The sequence below is a fragment of the Sphingobium aromaticiconvertens genome (genome assembly GCF_037154075.1).
In the GTDB taxonomy this organism is placed as follows: Bacteria; Pseudomonadota; Alphaproteobacteria; order Sphingomonadales; family Sphingomonadaceae; genus Sphingobium; species Sphingobium aromaticiconvertens.
The window spans coordinates 3,082,461-3,098,981 of the sequence record NZ_JBANRJ010000001.1 but is presented as its reverse complement, the minus strand read 5'-3'; the positions used below and the strand labels follow the sequence as shown (position 1 = coordinate 3,098,981).

15 protein-coding genes are annotated in these 16,521 nt (G+C 59.9%); 7 read left to right on the top strand and 8 right to left on the bottom strand.

The window, feature by feature from the left end:
- Window positions 1-121 precede the first annotated feature (121 nt).
- Window positions 122-2,494, top strand: a complete 2,373-nt coding sequence (locus WFR25_RS14760) for a TonB-dependent receptor (RefSeq protein WP_336971922.1) — start codon at window positions 122-124, stop codon at window positions 2,492-2,494.
- A 58-nt stretch (window positions 2,495-2,552) separates the two neighbouring features.
- A complete protein-coding gene (locus WFR25_RS14755) occupies window positions 2,553-3,800 on the top strand; it encodes an MFS transporter (protein ID WP_336971921.1) in 1,248 nt (415 codons plus the stop codon).
- On the opposite strand, the gene WFR25_RS14750 is transcribed toward WFR25_RS14755, so the two are convergent.
- Window positions 3,761-4,675 carry a LysR family transcriptional regulator gene (locus tag WFR25_RS14750; protein WP_336971920.1) on the bottom strand — a complete coding sequence of 305 codons (915 nt, stop codon included), beginning with the start codon at window positions 4,673-4,675 and terminating at the stop codon, window positions 3,761-3,763. The two genes, WFR25_RS14755 and WFR25_RS14750, sit on opposite strands and share 40 nt — an antisense overlap.
- 86 nt (window positions 4,676-4,761) lie before the next feature.
- On the opposite strand from WFR25_RS14750, the gene WFR25_RS14745 reads away from it, so the two are divergent.
- Window positions 4,762-5,613: a sterol desaturase family protein gene (locus tag WFR25_RS14745; RefSeq protein ID WP_336971919.1), complete on the top strand. Its 852-nt coding sequence runs from the start codon at window positions 4,762-4,764 to the stop codon at window positions 5,611-5,613.
- A 185-nt stretch (window positions 5,614-5,798) separates the two neighbouring features.
- A complete protein-coding gene (locus WFR25_RS14740; RefSeq protein ID WP_336971918.1) occupies window positions 5,799-7,073 on the top strand; it encodes a hypothetical protein in 1,275 nt (424 codons plus the stop codon).
- On the opposite strand, the gene WFR25_RS14735 is transcribed toward WFR25_RS14740, so the two are convergent.
- From WFR25_RS14735 to WFR25_RS14705, 7 genes are all read right to left on the bottom strand, one after another.
- A complete protein-coding gene (locus tag WFR25_RS14735; protein WP_336971917.1) occupies window positions 7,070-7,603 on the bottom strand; it encodes a MarR family winged helix-turn-helix transcriptional regulator in 534 nt (177 codons plus the stop codon). The two genes, WFR25_RS14740 and WFR25_RS14735, sit on opposite strands and share 4 nt — an antisense overlap.
- Window positions 7,604-7,715: 112 nt before the next feature.
- Window positions 7,716-8,933, bottom strand: a complete 1,218-nt coding sequence (locus WFR25_RS14730) for a cytochrome P450 (RefSeq protein ID WP_336971915.1) — start codon at window positions 8,931-8,933, stop codon at window positions 7,716-7,718.
- A 74-nt stretch (window positions 8,934-9,007) separates the two neighbouring features.
- A complete protein-coding gene (locus WFR25_RS14725) occupies window positions 9,008-9,325 on the bottom strand; it encodes a 2Fe-2S iron-sulfur cluster-binding protein (RefSeq protein ID WP_336971913.1) in 318 nt (105 codons plus the stop codon).
- 30 nt (window positions 9,326-9,355) lie between these two features.
- Window positions 9,356-10,597, bottom strand: a complete 1,242-nt coding sequence (locus WFR25_RS14720) for a cytochrome P450 (RefSeq protein ID WP_336971911.1) — start codon at window positions 10,595-10,597, stop codon at window positions 9,356-9,358.
- A gap of 53 nt (window positions 10,598-10,650) precedes the next feature.
- Window positions 10,651-11,241, bottom strand: coding sequence for a TetR/AcrR family transcriptional regulator (locus WFR25_RS14715; RefSeq protein ID WP_336971910.1), 591 nt, complete (start codon window positions 11,239-11,241; stop codon window positions 10,651-10,653).
- Window positions 11,242-11,302: 61 nt separating this feature from the next.
- Window positions 11,303-12,922 (bottom strand): GMC family oxidoreductase, encoded by a 1,620-nt coding sequence (locus WFR25_RS14710; protein ID WP_336971908.1) that lies wholly within the window; start codon window positions 12,920-12,922, stop codon window positions 11,303-11,305.
- Window positions 12,919-14,055 carry a serine hydrolase domain-containing protein gene (locus WFR25_RS14705; RefSeq protein WP_336971906.1) on the bottom strand — a complete coding sequence of 379 codons (1,137 nt, stop codon included), beginning with the start codon at window positions 14,053-14,055 and terminating at the stop codon, window positions 12,919-12,921. Before WFR25_RS14705 ends, WFR25_RS14710 begins: the two co-directional genes overlap by 4 nt.
- 88 nt (window positions 14,056-14,143) lie before the next feature.
- Here WFR25_RS14705 and WFR25_RS14700 point away from each other — a divergent pair, with 88 nt between their 5' ends.
- From WFR25_RS14700 to WFR25_RS14690, 3 genes are all read left to right on the top strand, one after another.
- Window positions 14,144-14,890 carry an enoyl-CoA hydratase/isomerase family protein gene (locus WFR25_RS14700; RefSeq protein WP_336971904.1) on the top strand — a complete coding sequence of 249 codons (747 nt, stop codon included), beginning with the start codon at window positions 14,144-14,146 and terminating at the stop codon, window positions 14,888-14,890.
- Window positions 14,891-15,018: 128 nt separating this feature from the next.
- On the top strand, window positions 15,019-15,498 hold the full coding sequence (locus WFR25_RS14695; RefSeq protein WP_336971901.1) for a VOC family protein: 480 nt from the start codon (window positions 15,019-15,021) through the stop codon (window positions 15,496-15,498).
- Between the two features lie 191 nt (window positions 15,499-15,689).
- Window positions 15,690-16,514 carry an SDR family NAD(P)-dependent oxidoreductase gene (locus WFR25_RS14690; protein WP_336971900.1) on the top strand — a complete coding sequence of 275 codons (825 nt, stop codon included), beginning with the start codon at window positions 15,690-15,692 and terminating at the stop codon, window positions 16,512-16,514.
- The last annotated feature ends 7 nt before the right edge of the window (window positions 16,515-16,521 follow it).

Sequence of the window (16,521 nt, the reverse complement as noted above, 5' to 3'; positions counted from 1 at the left end):
ATCCTTCGGCCTTTGCCGGGTCATGCCGGCCATCCGCAGTAAGAAACCCTTCTTATATTAAGTGCCCTGTCTTATGCGTGGGGCAACCCCGAAAGCGGGGCGTATAGGGAGAAGGCATGTTATGAGAAAAGCGACAAACTATGTTCGCGCGGGCGTATCGCTGGCCGGGATGGCGGCGATTCTTGCCGTATCACCGGCACTTAGTCAGGATCAGGGTTGGGGCCAGGATCAGGGTGTCGAAGAGATCATCGTCACGGCGCAGAAGCGCGAAGAGAATATGCAGGATGTTCCGATTGCTGTGACTGCCTTTTCCAGCGCCGCGCTGGAAGCGCGGGGCGCGACTGCCCTTACATCGCTGCTTCAATCGCCGCCCCCGGGCGTGGTGATGCAGCCCTTCGCCGGTAGCCAGAGCCTGTTGATCGTCGATATTCGCGGCGTAACCAATGGCGATCCCGGTCAGGGCACAGCCGAGATGGGAACGGCTGTTTATATCGATGACGTCTATCTGGGCCGTGCCCAGGGCATGGGCGCAGAACTGGCCGACCCGGAACGGATTGAGATTTTGCGCGGACCTCAGGGCACCCTCTTCGGGCGTAATGCCGAAGGCGGCGCAATCCGTATCGTTACCAAGAAGCCGACTGGACAATGGGGCGGCAATGCCAAGTTCGTCTACGGCAATTTCGACCAACAGCGTTACGAGGCGCATCTCAATCTGCCGTCGATTGCCGGTTTCGCGATCAAGCTGGATTATCTCAATAGCAGCCATGATGGATGGACGAGAAATGGTCCGCGTGTCGACCGGCTTGCACGTCAGGATGATTTCGGCGCCCTTGAGGCCGAGGGGTATAGGGGCAGCGTCCGCTGGCAGCCGACTGACAGCATTACCGTTGACTATGCCTATGACCATAGCGTCACCAGGGATACGCGCGACTATAATGTGCTGGTGCGGCCGCCCTTCGGCTTCGCGCCAAATGGGCCGCTGACGCCGCTTGCGACATTCCAGGGCGCGCGGCCCATCACCGACAGGCTCCATGAGCGCACCGACACCGCCTGGACCTCGCTTTATAATGGGCCATTCGTCAACAAAGCGTCCGGTCATATGCTCCAGGCCGCCTGGGATCTGAATGATGCGCTGACGCTGCGATCGATAACCGCCTTCCGCAAAACCAGTGAAGAAGGGGCGAACCAGTTGGGCGGCGCCTTCACGCTTTCACGGCTGGGTGCGGCCGGTCTGCCGATCGCGGCGCTCGTGCCCGGTCTGGGCACAACCAGCTTAGGCTTGCCCAGCAGCACCCGCGTATATGCGATCTCTGGCGTTACGGCTTATAATGTCGTGGATCAGAAACAGGAGAGCCAGGAGTTCCAACTCGTCGGCTCCCTGCCGGAGGTCGAATTTGTCCTTGGCGCTTATTATTTTCATGAGCGGGTCAAGGACGTAAGGCAGACATTCCTGAGCATTGCGTACACGGACGCAGCATTGACCCAGGCCTATGGCGTCAACCCGTTCACAGTCGGCAGCGCAGGGGCTGGCCTCAGTGCACAAAATGCGGAATCCACATCCTATGCCGGTTTTGCGCAGGCTACCTGGACACCCGCCTTTGCCGACGATCGGCTGCATCTGACGGCGGGGCTGCGCTACACCAGCGATAAGAAGACGTTCGAACGCACGCTCTTCAACGGCGTTCCCGCCATCACGAATGGCCAGCCCTTTGATGAGAAGCGCTGGGATCCCGCTTTCACAATCGCCTATGACATCACTGACGCCATCAACGCCTATGTCAAATATTCGCAGGCCTATCGCGCGGGCGGCGTGTCAGTCCGTTCGCCCAATTTCAAGCCATTCGGTGCCGAAGTGAACAAGGCCTATGAGTTCGGCATCAAGAGCGATCTTCTGGACCGGCGGCTGCGCGTGAACGCCGCGATCTTCGAAAATCGCGTCCATAACCGACAGATCACCGCGCAGCTTGATCCCACCGGCAATCCTGCTGTTACCGATACGCTCAATGCGCCGGGCGTCACGCGCATCCGGGGCGGCGAGCTGGAAATCGTGGCGGCACCCTCACGCGGGTTTCAGGCATCGGTCACTTATGCCTATCTGTCGGGCAAGCGTCCGCCCAGCTATATGCAGATCGATCCCAATGCCGAACTTCGCATCCAGAGCCTGCCCAAACATGCCATAACGGCGGCGATCGACTATAGCGTCCCTATCGCCAATGTCGGTAACCTGGCGTTCCATATGGACTATGCCATGGCCAGCAAGACACCGGGCACGGGCCGCGTTGCTTATGGCGCGTTCGCCTGGGATATCGACCGCGATGTGGCGAATGCGCGCATCGCCCTTCAGGATATCAAACTGGGACCGGTGAAATGGCGGCTTGCCTTCTTTGGCAAGAATCTCTTCGACACCGCCTATCCCGTGTTCACGTCGCCGGGCGCCAATGCCATTCTCTCGCCGCCGCGGACCTATGGCGTCGAATTGGGAGGCGCTTTCTAACTGAACTTTCCAGGCTACGCGATCACCGTATCGCGTAGCTTTTTAAAGGAGCGCTTCCATGAATGGTTCCGCGCAGGAATGGCGTCGTCACTGGCCCGCGCTGGCGGCCTCCTCGATCGGCGTGGCGACTGGCTTTTCGATGCTCCAGTTCAATGCGAGTATCTTTATCCAGCCTTGGCAGGCCAGCTTCGGCTGGTCGCGTGGCGAAATCGCCGCCGCGCATAATGGCATGATCCTGACGGCGCTGCTATCCCCGTTTGCAGGCGCTTTGCTCGATCGTTTCGGCGTCCGCCGCCCCCTGCTGATCGCCATGGTGCTGACGGGACTTGCTTATATGGCGATGGCGCAACTGACGGGATCACTGGTTCAATTCTATGTCACCTTCCTTTTCCTGCAGGTCATCGGCATCTTTACCACGGGTCTGGCTTTCACGCGTGTCGTCGCTGCGCGTTTCGTGCAGTCGCGGGGGCTGGCACTCGCCTGTACGCGTATTGGCATATCGCTTCTGGGGATTGTCCTGCCGTCAATATTGCACGGACTGGTCGCGCGGGAAGGATGGCAGGCTGGCTTCTATCTGCTTGCCGGCATCGTGCTGTTGGTGGGCCTGCCGGTCTGCTGGATCGGTATCCGGGATCTCCCACGTGCGCCGCATCGCAGCGGCGAAACGAAAGAAAGCTATTGGTCGCTGTTGCGCCGGGACCGCCGCATCATACTGTTGTGCCTGTGCGCGGGGCTAGGCTATGCGCCGCTTTCGACCCTGTTGAGCCAGTTTCAACCGCTGTTGACGGAACTCGACATCGCGCCAGCCGATGCGGCCATGTTGACCGGCGTGCTTGCGGGATCGGTCTTGATCGGTACGCTGGTTTCGGGGACGTTGATCGACCGGGTCTGGGCGCCCGCGATTGCCTGCCTGTTCAGTCTGGGGCCGATCATCGGATGCCTGCTGATGCTTCAGGGATCGCTGACTTTCCCCGCGGCCCTGACGGCTGCGGTCCTGATCGGCGTCGCCCAGGGAGCGGAGATTGATATCGTCGCCTATATGACGGCCCGTTATTTCGGGATGAAACATTATTCGGCCATCTATGGCAGCACCATCACGGTCATGACGCTGATGAGCGTTGCAGGGCAGGTCGGCATCGGCTTTCTGCATGATCGCCATGGCAATTACGACTTGGCGCTGCTTTGCATCGTTGGCGGTCTCGCCGCTTCCATCCTCCTTTATCTGTTGATGGGCCCTTATCCTGAAGAGGATGAACCGGCGCACGGTCATATGCTCGGTTCGGAGCTTTCTGAAGCGCGGGCTTGACGAGGCAGGCAGGCCGCTCGCCTGTGCTGGAGCGCGGTGGTCATCATGTCGATGACCAGCAAGGCAGGGGGCGAGAGCGTTCGCCGGGCGAGTGAAGCGACCACGATCTGAAGGTCTTGTGCGATCGGCAGGCCGTAAACCGGCGTCAACTCTTCGTCGGCCAGTGTTTCGGCGGTAATCCAGATGGCGTCGCTGGCAAGCGTGACTGCACGGGCGATCTCGAAATTGTCGCATGTGATCGTGGGCGCATAATCGACATCGGCCATGCCATCGGCCGCAACAGCTCCGCCGCCGATTATGGGGAAGCCCGTCATCTCCTCCCGTGATGCAAAGCGGTTCGCCAGCGGGTGGTTTCGGCGGACGAGCGCCCCTAGCGATAACTGTCCGATCCGTCGCAGCGAGAGATCATTCGCCCGTCGCGTGACCAGAGGATGAGCAAGGACAGCGAAATCCAGATCACCGTCGTGCAGAAGCTGCTGCAGCTCAGTAACACCCCCCAGCCGTGTTCGTATCCGTAACTGTCCATGATCCCGTGCGATCCGCGACAGAACGTCTGGCAGCAAAAGAGTCGCGGCGAGCGGCCCCAAGCCGCAATGCACTTGGCCGATGGTGCGCTGGGCCAGCAAGGCCATGTTGCGTTCCAGCAGGTCCATCTGTCGTAGCACCAGCGAGGCGTCATCCAGCATAGCGGCGCCCGCTCGCGTAAGGTGAACGCCCTCTCTGCCGCGATCGAAGAGGCGCAGGCCCAGTTCGCTCTCGGTCGCCTGGATGCTGCGCGTGAGGGCCGACTGGGTGACACCCAGTCGGTCTGCGGCGCGGCCAAAATGCGCTTCCCGGGCAAGGGTCGTGATGTGGCGAAGTTTGCGGATATCCATTCGTCAGACTCATTAAAACTATTCAATCAATGAACTGGATGCGTCATCGATGCCACCGTAAAATCACGACCCAAGAGGAGAGAGGCATGTCCTATTATGGCCCGATATTGACCGTCACGGTCCTGATTTTGCTGCTGGAAATCGCTATGGGCCGCCATCGCGGGATCTATCGGAAAAGCGATGCGCTGGTGATCGGCCTCGCGGCGATCCTCAACCCGCTGGTGACCCGCTCTCTGGCTGGCATGGTGATCGCAGCTGCTGCCCGAACGGTGGCACCGCAGGGCCAGGGCGCATGGGCGCATTTTCCGCTGCTGCCATCCTATCTGCTTCTGCTTCTGCTGGTGGAATTTGCCTTTTACTGGGTGCATCGCTGGGCGCATGAAGGGCAGCGTAAACCCGCGCTGCGCTGGCTATGGAAAATCCACCGCACCCACCATGCCGGCAAATATATGAATGTGCTGGTGACGTTGCGGATCAACTTGTTCTGGTCGTTCGTGGTGCCCACCAGTTGGTTGACTGGCTTCGCCATCTATCTGGGGCAGGGCGCGGCGGCGGCACTGGTGATCCTGACCATCTATGGATGGAACCTCGTCACCCACAGTCATTTCCGTTGGGATGATGCGATCCGCCGCCATCCGCGCTTCGGGTGGGCCTTTCGAGCGGGCGAGCATGTGCTGATCAGTCCCGGCATGCATCATACGCATCATGGTTTTGGAAAGGACGGAGCATCCTATCGCAATTATGCCGTCACCTTCGCGTTTCTCGACTGGATGTTCGGAACCCTTCATATCCCCACCGGCCGCCCCTGGCGTTATGGTTTGCCCGGGCCGCAGCCCCATTGGGCCGAGGAGGTCTTTTATCCGCTAATACGCCTGCCTGCAGGGGCACAGGAAAGCCGCGAGGATGAAGTCGCGGGCGACGCGCCTGCACGAGCCTGACGGAGTAGAGCGGGCGGGCCTGGTCCGTCGAGAGCATTGGTCTTGACTATATTGATTTACCTGGTGCATCATATTGGCGTCGCATGAAGAAAAATATCTAAATTTTACGAGATTTTTTTTCTTATAATAGAACAATCGTTCTATTTTTTACTCCATTGCAGATTACCGAATTTGGGAGAGATGTCATGATCAGCGCCCCCGCGGGCTATTTCCTGTCGGCCTCGAACCCGATCGCCAATGTGGATCAGCGCGATCTGGAAAGGCTGGCCATGCGACTTTTCGATCGGGCTGATGTCCGGGCCGCGCGTGACAAGGCCGCGATCATGTGGCGGCGGGTCGCCGACCGGCTCATGCCGCCCGACCAGATGGCGCTGTTTGACGATCATGTCTCCGACTATTGCTTCAAATCCACGCTCGTTGCTTCAAACACCGATGCCAACTATCCGCGCGTGCTTCGCGTCTATAGCGAGGGGGCGGAGTGGCTCGGGCATAAGACACCCGGCGCGAAATGGGGCGGTGATAACCCCAACAATGCTTATCGCATCGTTCCGATCGCGGCTGGCGGCCGCTATGAAGTGGCGGGCCAGCGGCAGGCTGCACCCTCCACCTATGTCACATTCCAACTGGTTGGAAACAGTACGACATCGGCTACGCTTGCTTCGCTGGAACAGTTGGACATGGATGTCACGGCGGACGGAAGCTATCGTCTGACGCTGGACGGGACGCCTGCCGACGGTCGTCGCAATCATATGACGATCCCTGAAGGGACGCTCTATCTTTTCATCCGCGATTCCATGACGGATTGGGAGAACCAGTCACCCGATGCGCTGCATGTTCGCCGTCTTGATCCGCCTTTGCGCGATCCGCTGACGGAAGATGAATTGGCAGCGACTGCCATTCGCAACATCCTGTCCGACATTTTCTACGCTTATTATGCGCAACGGCTGTTCTTCAATGGGCCGCAGATGATGACGCCGCCGGAAGGTGCAGGTTCCGTGGGCGGGCTGGTGACGCAGCAGGGGAGCCTGGGGCATTTCACGCTGAAAGAGGATGAAGCAGTGGTCATCACCGCCAATGCGGCGGGGGCGACCTATCGGGATATCGTTCTGCATGATCTGTGGCTGCGCAGCCTGCCCAACCGGAACAACCAGATCAGCCTGACCAATGCCCAGATGGCGCCAGATGCCGATGGCCGCTTCACTTATGTGATCTCTATAGCCGATCCGGGCGTGCATAACTGGCTGGATATGTGCGACCTGCATGACGTGCTGGTATTGCATCGTTGGCAGGGCTTTCCCGATCCGCAAGCCGGCCCACCGTCGATTGAAAGCCGCAAGGTAAAGTTGTCGGAACTGGATGTAGTCCTGCCGCCCGGCGTCGTGCGGGTCACGCCTGAAGAACGCAGTCTTCAGATTGCCCGGCGTCAGGCCGCCTACGACCGTCGCTTCGCTGTGGATTAATCCTGCTGGTAGGGGCCACCGATGAACTCGCGGTCGAAGCGCTGGTGCAGATCGCCTAATATACGAGCCAGTGCCTGCTGATCCTCCGGGCTTAGCTCGCGAAAGAAACGGACGAGCTTGGATTTTTCCGCGATCTCCACGATGGCCTGCTCAATCAGCAAACGCCCCTTTTCGGTCAACAGGAGATCGAAGGCGCGGCGGTCGTCCGGGTTGCGATGCCGTTCCACGAGATCATCTTTCTCCAGTCGCGCAATCCGGCTGGAAATGACGGCATTCGACACATAAAGTTGCGATGCGAGATCGGTTGCACGCAGCGCCGTGCGCTCGTCGATCGCCAGGGTTCCCAGAAAATCAAGGTCGGAAAAGCTGTAGCCCAGCTTGCGCGCGATCGCATCGAGGTCGGTGGAGACGAGGTGCCCGACGGTGAAGAAATGCCATAACGGCCCGAAATGATCGACATTCAGGTCAGGCATCTGCCGGGCATAGAAGGAGCGGCCGACATTAAGTTGATCCACTGGCTTTCGCGGCATGGTTCTTTTCTCCGTGAGCGCCTCAATGCCGCAGTCTATCTGCTAAAGGACCACTTGCGGCAAGAGGCGCCGGTGCCGCGATGCGAATGGCTTCGCAGCACCGGTTCATGGATCATGACCAAATCAGGTCCAGCCGCAAAACGCCGTTGACCATGCCGGTGGCCAGGATCGGCTTCGTGCCCGGCTTGATGTGGAAATCTGGAATGCGGCTCAGCCATTCCTGGAGGAAGATGCGGATTTCACGCCGGGCCAGAACTGCGCCGGGGCAGGCATGGGCACCGTTGCCGAAGGCTGCGTGAACCGGCTTTTCCCGATTGAAATCGACCACCAGCGGGTTCTCATTCAGGCGATCGTCCATGCCAACCCAGAGGTTCGCGGGCAGGATGCGGTCGCCGGCGTGGAAGTTCACGCCCTTATATTGAAAATCCTCAACGATCACGCGGGATGTATTGGCCAGTCCATGGCGGCGAATCATTTCCTCAATGGCGTGCTTCAGGAAAGCGTCGTCATCCAGCCTTTCCACCAGTTGTCGGCGGTGGCCGGGGTTCATCGCGAGAAAGCGGGCGATGAATCCGATCATGCCTGCGACTGTGTCCAGCCCGCCAAACAGCACCAGCGTGGAATATTCCACCGCTTCCTTTTCGGAAATCCGGCCATCGCCCAGATCGACATTCACGAGTTTGCTGAGCAGGTCGCTGCCGGGATTTTCACGCCGCTCGCGGACTTTGTCGAGCAGATAGCGGCCCATGTCCTGATGCGCGCGCATCCGTATCTCAGCCGTGCTGCCGCGCACCGAATCTTCGGCAAGGGGGAGGAGTATGGCCTTGTCTGCTATCGGCAGGTCAACCAGTTCCAGAAAGACATGGATCGGCAGAACCTTGGCAAAATCCTCGATGAATTCGCATTCGCCGTTGGGCAGAACGCATTCGATCGCTTCGATGGCGACGGTACGCACCGTGGATTCCAGTTCGGCGACGATGGCGGGCATCAGCGACTGCATCAGTGGCCGCCGGTAACGCGCATGTTCGGGTGGGTCCATTTCCAGCGGGATCTGCCGGGGGGCACCATCCGGCATGGGGGGCAGAACGATATGTTTGTGTGAGAAGTGCTGATAATCGCGCTGCATGGCGATGATATCCTCGCCACGCGTCGCTACCCAGTGGCCGCCATTATGGGGCGTCCAGAAGATGTCGGGATTGGCTTGTTGGATTGCGGCATAGGCAGCTTGCACATCCTCTGCCGATCCGGGAATGTCATAAAGATTGAAATCCCGGACGAGTTCGGCCGGGATATGCGTGGGGCGGGTGGGACTCTCAGCGATGCTCGCCATTCTCTCATCCTCTTTATATTATGGATGTTGTTGCGCCGATGGCGTTTTGCCGTCTTGCCGATGGCCGGGACCTATTAGTCCTCTGCCGCGATCGTGATGCGCAGCCCTTCCAGTTCGACCGTTACCGGGATCTGGCACGACAGCCGCGAATAGGCGTCGCGGTGGTCCGAACTGTCGAGCAGGTCGCTTTCATCCTCGCTGATCGGGGGCAGAACCGCTACGAACGCCGGATCGACTTTCACATGGCAGGTCGCGCAGGAACAGCAGCCACCGCATAGGGCGAGCAGTTCATCGATCCCCGCGTCGCGGATGACCTCCATCAGCGATAGCCCCTCGTCGGCAGTCAGTGGACGTTCCTCACCCTCGCGGGTGGTGATGATGATAGTGGGCATTATAAACTGTGTCCTACGCTGAATATGGGATCAGTTGCCGAAACGGACGTAGAGATGCTTCGGCACGCGCATCATCGATCCGCGAATTTCCGGCTTCGGCTTGTCCGGGTCGAAGCGCAGGTTGGGCATGTGGTCGATCACGGCATGCAGCGCGCGGGTCATTTCGACGCGCGCCAGATGCTGGCCCACGCAGATATGCGGTCCGCGTGAAAAGGCGAAATGCGCCTTTCGATCGCGGTGGATGTCGAACCTGTCAGGGTTCGGGTAGATGGCCGGATCGCGGTTTGCCGCAGCCGCAACCACGTCGAGCAGCGAGCCGGCGGGAATGTCGACGCCGCCCAGCACGACATCCTGACTGGCCATGCGCAACTGGACCGCGACCGGACCGTCCCAGCGCAGCGCTTCCTCGATGGCGAGGGGGATGAGGGCGCGGTCTGCGCGGATTGCGTCGAACTGGTCGGGGTTTTCCAGCAACGCGGTCAGCAATACACTGGTGCCGCGATAGGTCGTGTCACCCGCTGCGTTCATCAACTGGCGCAGGAAGGAGATCAGCACGACTTCCGGCAGATAGTCGCCATCGACTTCCGTGTTCGCGAGCAGGCTGACCAGATCGTCGCCGGGGTTTTTACGGCGTTCCTCGACCAGCGCGATATAATAGTCGCCCAGCTTTCGTCCCGCCTCGATCGCCTTGTCGGCGTTGACGTAATCGGTCTGGCCGAGGGCCAGTCGCTGAAATGTGCGGACGTCGGCTGCGGGCAGATCAAGCTGCTTGTAGATGACCTCGAAGGGATAACGGAGCGTGAATTCTTCGATGAGGTCCGCGTGCCCGCGAGCAAGGAACTGGTCCATCAGATTGTGGACGACGGGATCGACGATCGATTCGCCCCAGGTCTTCACATATTGAGGCAGGAAGATTTTCTGGAAAATCTTGCGCCAGCGACCATGTTCGGGATTGTCCATGGTGCTGATGCTGCCCCGGCCGAAGGTTTCGCCCAGGTTGAACTTGTAGCCTGCATTGGAAAATCGGTCAGTGTCGGTCAGTACCTGAAGAATTTCTTCGGTTCCCACGACCGTGAACATCTTGCGGTCAGGATACATGGCCGAATGGAGGCCCATTCTTGGGCGATAGTCGCCCTCCAGCACAGGCGCCTGCGCGCGCCACTGGGCAATGGCGGGATAAGGGTCGCGCGTGTCGCCGAAATTGATCTCGTCCGAATTGAACGGATCATAGCTGGGGTCGTCAAATTCCTGTATCTTGATGGCGGTTTCCATGACCGGACCTCTCCTATGAAGTATTTACTACATAATGGAAGGGCGTGAGTCTGTCAATCGAGCGGCGGTCCCAACAGCGAACCCGCGACCAACTGTTCAAGGACGTTGATCACCGCCTCGCGGTCTGGCCGGGCATCGGGGAACAGCGCGTCGCGTAGCACGACGCTGGCCGCGATCATGCCAAAACCCAGCCGGACGCCGATATGCAAGTCGAATGGCGGATCAATGCCGGCCAAGGCATAGCGCCGCTGGACTTGATCGACCGACTGGTCGAAAAAGGGCGCCAGTCCGCGCAGACCGGGGGCGGATTCCTCGCTGTCGGATCGCACCGGGCCTGTCAGAAGGGCGCGGAATATTTCCTCATTATCCTCGAACAGTCCATAGACCTGTCGCGTGAAACGTCGAGTCTCTGCTTCGCGATCGAAATTGGCGGTCGGGTCAGGATGCAGCGTGACGAATGCGTCCATCAACTGCTGGAACGGCGCGATGACGACGTCATTGAACAGGGTCGCCTTGTCGCCATAATAGCGGAACAGCAATGTTTCACTGACATCGGCTAGGCGCGCTATCTCTCGCGTGGTGGTGGAACCGTAGCCGCGCTCTGCAAAGAGTTCGCGCGCGGCGTCGCAGATGCGTTGAACCACATCCTCGCGCGTGCGCCGCCGCCGCCTTGTCCTGGGCTGGTCCTGAAGCTGTTCTACGCTGCTAATGATTCCGGCCCTCCAGGATGATGTCGGCCGCATTCCAGGCGGATGCCATGATGGGTCCGTTGGTATTGGCTGATACCATCGTGGGCATGATCGATCCGTCCATGACGCGCAATCCGTCAACGCCCTTGACGCGCAATTTTGCGTCCAGCACCGCATCGTCAAAATCGCCCATGCGACAGGTGCCGCAGGCATGGTATCCCGCCTGGCCGATCTGGCGAAAAGCCGCCAATATCTCGTTATCGGTCTGAAGTGATCGCGTGGGTTCGCGCTCGCCTATGACTATCTGGGCGAGGGCGGGGCGCGACATCCATTCGCGCAGATAGCGATGCATCGCGACCGTGACCGCGCAGTCATAGGGATCGGTCAGATAGCCCGCCCGGATTTTGGCGGGCTGGGCGGGATCGGACGAGGTGATGTGTACCGATCCTTCGCTCCGCGACCGCAGCGGATAGCCGAAAAGCGTGATGCTGTGGGCTTTGTCAGCGACCATATTGCCCCTGGCATCAGGCGCTGCGACGGCTGGTGAAAGCAGGATTTCGATGTCCGGCGTTTCCGATTCCGGCAGGACTTTGGCAAAGGCGCCGACATTGCCATATCCCGCCGCCATCGTGCCGGTGCGAGTCAGATAATAGCGCAGCACATTGCCGACGAGTGGCAGGCCCTGAAGTTTCCTGTTGTGGCTAAGGGGCTGGGCAAGGTCATATACCATCGACAGCAGTCGATGTTCGAGCATATGTTTGCCCACGCCCGGACTGTTGGTCACGACATCAATGCCCAATGCCTTGAGCAGAGTGGCCGGGCCGACGCCCGATCGTTGCAGTATTTGCGGAGACATCAGCGCGCCAGCGGACAGGATGATGTCGCGTCCGCTGGAAAAATCCCGCGCCATGCCGTTCACGATCGCACGCACGCCGGTGGCGCGGCGTCCATCGAAGACTATCTTCTCCACGACTGCGCCGGTAATGACGCGCAGATTGGATCGTCCGCGTGCGCGCTTCAGGAATGTCTGGGCGGCGCTTTGCCGTTTGCCCTTCCAGATGGTGCGCGTAGTATAGCCAACGCCTTCGCCGCCGGAACGGTTGAGGTCGGCGATACGCGGAACACCCATTTGCGCGCCTGCGGCGATGAAGGCTTCAGTCAGCGGGTCGCGGTCCGGCTCCACCGAAATATGGAGCGGGCCATCGCCACCCCGCACCTCGTCGCCGCCCAGTTCATGGCCTTCCATCGCCCGGAAGGCAGGGCCTATCTTGTTCCAACCCCAACCTTTGGCGCCGAGCGCTTCCCAATGATCATAGTCCTCCGCCTGGCCGCGAAAATACATCATGCCGTTGATGGAGGACGATCCGCCCAGCATCTTGCCGCGAATCCAGGTTTCAGAGGGAACATCATCATGCCCCTCCGTCTGGAAATACCAGGCGTGTCGGGGATCGGTATAGAGTTTGGCCGCGCCGCGCGGCATGTGGATGAATGGGTTGCGATCTTCCGGCCCTGCCTCCAGCAGCAGCACGCTATTGTTCAGGCTGGTCGACAGCCGATCGGCCAGTACGCAGCCCGCCGACCCGCCGCCGACGATAATATAATCCCAGATTATGTCCTTGCTCACATCCTCGCTCACAGGGCCTCCCGGATTGCGTCGCCGATGATCGTGCGACTGTCTTCCGCGATCTCGATCGTGTCGAACATGCGGTTGTGGCAGAAGGCGACCGCCAGTTTCAGATCGGGATCGGCCCAGCCGATATTGCCGCCCATGCCCGGATGGCACAGTGCGCGCATATTGCGCGGAGCCGACACGGGCGGCGCTTCCGCCCCCCCCAGCCAGAAGCCGGACCAGGCGATCGGCACTTTCATGCCGAAGAACACCGGGTCAGCATCGTCAAAATGTGGACGGGGGGCGGCGAAGCTGGCGACGCGTTCTTCCGACAAGAGGCGGACACCGTGGAACTCCCCACCATTGGCCAGCATCGCCCAGAAACGCGCCTGGCTGCGCGCGTTGAAGATGCCGCCGACGGCGGGAATGCAGGCGCGCCGGACATAGGGTCGCTCGAACGGATCGGGCATCAGGTCGACGACCAGGGGCTGCGCCTCGCGCATGACATTATTGTCGGGCGCGACATAGACGGCGGCGGCGTTCAGTTTGGCGATGCGCGGTTCGACCGCATCGGGAATGCCCAGCCAAAGGTCGGTACAGCCCAGCGGGTCGGCAATCTCTTCCTTGACGAACTGGCCGAAGGGGCGGCGCTTGGGATCGGTGCGGCGCACCACTTCGCCGATCAGCCAGCCGAAGGTCATCGACTGGTAGGATGATCGGCTGCCGGTGGGATAGGCGCCCTCCATCTCGGCGAGGCGGCGGCACATCCAGTCCCAGTTGGTCATCAGTTCCGGGGTGACGTCGGGCGGCATGCGCAGCACGCCGGAAACGTGGCTGAGTACATGACGGATTGTGACGTCGCCTTTTCCCGCCTGCGCGAATTCTGGCCAATAGGTCGCGATCGGTGCGTCATAGTCGACCAGTCCGCGCTCGACCTGCATATGCATGGCGGTTGCGGTGACGGCCTTCGACACGGAATAGACGTTGAACAGGGTGTCGCCGTCCACCGGCCGGCCGGTATCGGGATCGGCGACGCCCGCCCAGCAATCGACGATCTGTTCCTCGCCTGCCCAAGCGCACACCTGCACGCCGATTTCCTTACCCTGCGCGACCAGCGTGTCCAGCACGTGCTGAACCGCCTCGTTGACCTTGCCCGTCATCCTCTTTCGCCTTTTCTGCTTGCCATGGCGGCGCGACTACTTATCAAGTGAACGCTACATAGCATAATCAGGCGCGAGGGGAAGACCGTTGGCAACGTCATTTGAGAATATCGCCATCACGCGCGATGACGGCATCGTCGAATTGCGCATCCACCATCGGGGCGAGTCTGCGGTCTGGGCGCTGTGGGGCGGACTGCACCGGGAACTGGGCATCGCCTTTGCGGAGATCGCAGCGGACCCGGACGCCCGCGTCGTCGTCATGACCGGGACGGGCGATCAATATTGCGCTGAATTCGACATGGATGTCGAAATGCCACCAATGTCGGCCGCGACCTGGAACATCATCCACAATGAAGGGCGCAACCTGTTCAACAACCTGCTGGCCATACCCGTTCCGGTCATTGCCGCCGTCAACGGTGCGGCCTTCATTCATGCCGAACTGCCCCTGCTTGCCGATATCGTGCTGGCTTCGGACAATGCGGTATTTGCAGACAAGGCCCATGGTATCGCAGGCGTGGTGCCGGGTGATGGGGTTCAGACGATCTGGCCGATGCTGCTTGGCCCCAATCGCGGGCGATATTTCCTGATGACCGGACAGGAGATCGGCGCACAGGAGGCATTGGCGCTGGGACTTGTGGGAGAGGTGCTGCCAGCGGAAAAGCTGCATGCCCGTGCTTGGGAACATGCCCGTGTGATTGCCGCGCGTCCAGACCTTGCCAACCGATATACAAAGCTGCTGCTGACCCGGTATCTGAAAGAGCGCTTGGCTGCGGAACTGGATCAGGGCCTGATGTTGGAAGGCATGGCAATCCTGGCATCGTTGCCGTCGTCCTGAAGTGTGAAACACGGCGCGCTTGTTACCATAGGTTCTTAATAGTACCTATAAAACTGCGCGGCGAAAACGGACGATTACGGCCGGTCCAATATCGGTCCGTCAATTACAAAAGATGCATGGAGAGAAGGATGCGCAATTTTTTCGGCGGCTTTTTTCAATTGGGCTATGTGACCCGCGATGTCGACGCAGCTTGCGCGCAATTTTGTGCGAAATTTGGTGAGGTCAAGTTCCTGATCAATGCACCGGGTCCGATAGACGGCGTGCCGCCGCCGACCCGCCGTATTGCCCTTGCCTATATCGACGATGTGATGACGGAGATCATTGAACCCGACCCGCAGCAGAAGACGATTTACGACGACGTTCTTCCTGCGGCGACGGGGCCGATTCATCTGCATCATTTCGGCTATCTGATCGACGATCACGACGCGATGCTGAAGCGCCTTTCTGCGATGGGTTATGATGTGCCGATGCATGGTTCGATGCCAGGGGCGCTGGATTACAGCTACGCCGACACGCGTGGGGATCTGGGCGTGTGGTCGGAATTCATTCGGCTGGATGAAGGTGGTCGCGCTTTCTTCGGCGCCGTGCCGCGTACCAGCACGCGTTGAGCGCAAGTCTTGCCGCGTTGTGTAGTAAATAAGAAACGATCGTTCTTTTTATTGTTCAATATATCGCATATTGACGAGATAATTTCCCTGATATAAATTACTTGGTAAAGTAAAATATGGGAGGAGAGAGCGATGGACGCATGTGCCTTTGCGCGCCTGAGGGCCATGGATGGCCACCGGATGAGCATCTCATGACCATGTTGGACGGAAAGGTCGCGATCGTCACGGGCGGGGGATCGGGTATCGGCCAAGCCACAGCAATTTTACTGGCGCGGCATGGTGCGGCTGTCGTCATTGCCGACATAGACGAGGGCAATGCCTGCAGGGCAGCCGCCACCATAGAGGGCGCAGGCGGCCAGGCGCTGGCGCTGCGGGTCGACATGCGCGACGAGGAGCAGGTCGCGGCCATGGTTGCCGACACCATGGCCCGCTTTGGCGGCATCGACCTGCTGGACAACACTGTATCCTACAACGCCCCTGAACAAACCGGGTCGGATGGTGAGATCCATGAAATGGACATCGCCATCTGGAACCGCGCACTGGAGATCAACCTGCGCGGGCCGATGCTGGCGGCGAAATATTGCATTCCGGAAATGCTCAGCCGCGGCGGCGGCGCGATCGTCAACATCTCCTCTACCGCTGGCATATTGTCGCTCGGCACGGTGCCCGCTTATGCCGCGTCGAAAGCAGCGGTCCACAGTCTCAGTCAGTCGATCGCGACCGCTTATGGCAAGCGGGGCATACGCTGCAACACGGTTGCCCCCGGTTTCATCGACACGCCGACCACGCGAAAGATGGGCGATCAGTTCTTTCAGATGACGCTGGACAATAATGTGCTGCCTTATCTGGGACAGCCCGACGATATCGCACAGGCTGCGTTGTTCCTGCTGTCGGATGCGGCGCGTTATGTGACGGGGCAATTGCTGGCCGTCGATGGCGGGCAAACGATCCATCTCCCCGTGGTGGCGGATATGTGGCGCATGACAGCGGGCCAGCCGCTGGTCGAAATCGCATAAGAGAAGG

Coding starts and splice junctions, on each gene's coding strand:
- WFR25_RS14745 (WP_336971919.1), top strand. CDS start 4,762: ATGTCCTATTATGGCCCGATATTGACCGTCACGGTCCTGATTTTGCTG.
- WFR25_RS14690 (WP_336971900.1), top strand. CDS start 15,690: ATGACCATGTTGGACGGAAAGGTCGCGATCGTCACGGGCGGGGGATCG.
- WFR25_RS14720 (WP_336971911.1), bottom strand. CDS start 10,597: ATGGAAACCGCCATCAAGATACAGGAATTTGACGACCCCAGCTATGAT.
- WFR25_RS14725 (WP_336971913.1), bottom strand. CDS start 9,325: ATGCCCACTATCATCATCACCACCCGCGAGGGTGAGGAACGTCCACTG.
- WFR25_RS14750 (WP_336971920.1), bottom strand. CDS start 4,675: ATGGATATCCGCAAACTTCGCCACATCACGACCCTTGCCCGGGAAGCG.
- WFR25_RS14705 (WP_336971906.1), bottom strand. CDS start 14,055: ATGACGGGCAAGGTCAACGAGGCGGTTCAGCACGTGCTGGACACGCTG.
- WFR25_RS14695 (WP_336971901.1), top strand. CDS start 15,019: ATGCGCAATTTTTTCGGCGGCTTTTTTCAATTGGGCTATGTGACCCGC.
- WFR25_RS14730 (WP_336971915.1), bottom strand. CDS start 8,933: ATGGCGAGCATCGCTGAGAGTCCCACCCGCCCCACGCATATCCCGGCC.
- WFR25_RS14760 (WP_336971922.1), top strand. CDS start 122: ATGAGAAAAGCGACAAACTATGTTCGCGCGGGCGTATCGCTGGCCGGG.
- WFR25_RS14755 (WP_336971921.1), top strand. CDS start 2,553: ATGAATGGTTCCGCGCAGGAATGGCGTCGTCACTGGCCCGCGCTGGCG.
- WFR25_RS14740 (WP_336971918.1), top strand. CDS start 5,799: ATGATCAGCGCCCCCGCGGGCTATTTCCTGTCGGCCTCGAACCCGATC.
- WFR25_RS14735 (WP_336971917.1), bottom strand. CDS start 7,603: ATGCCGCGAAAGCCAGTGGATCAACTTAATGTCGGCCGCTCCTTCTAT.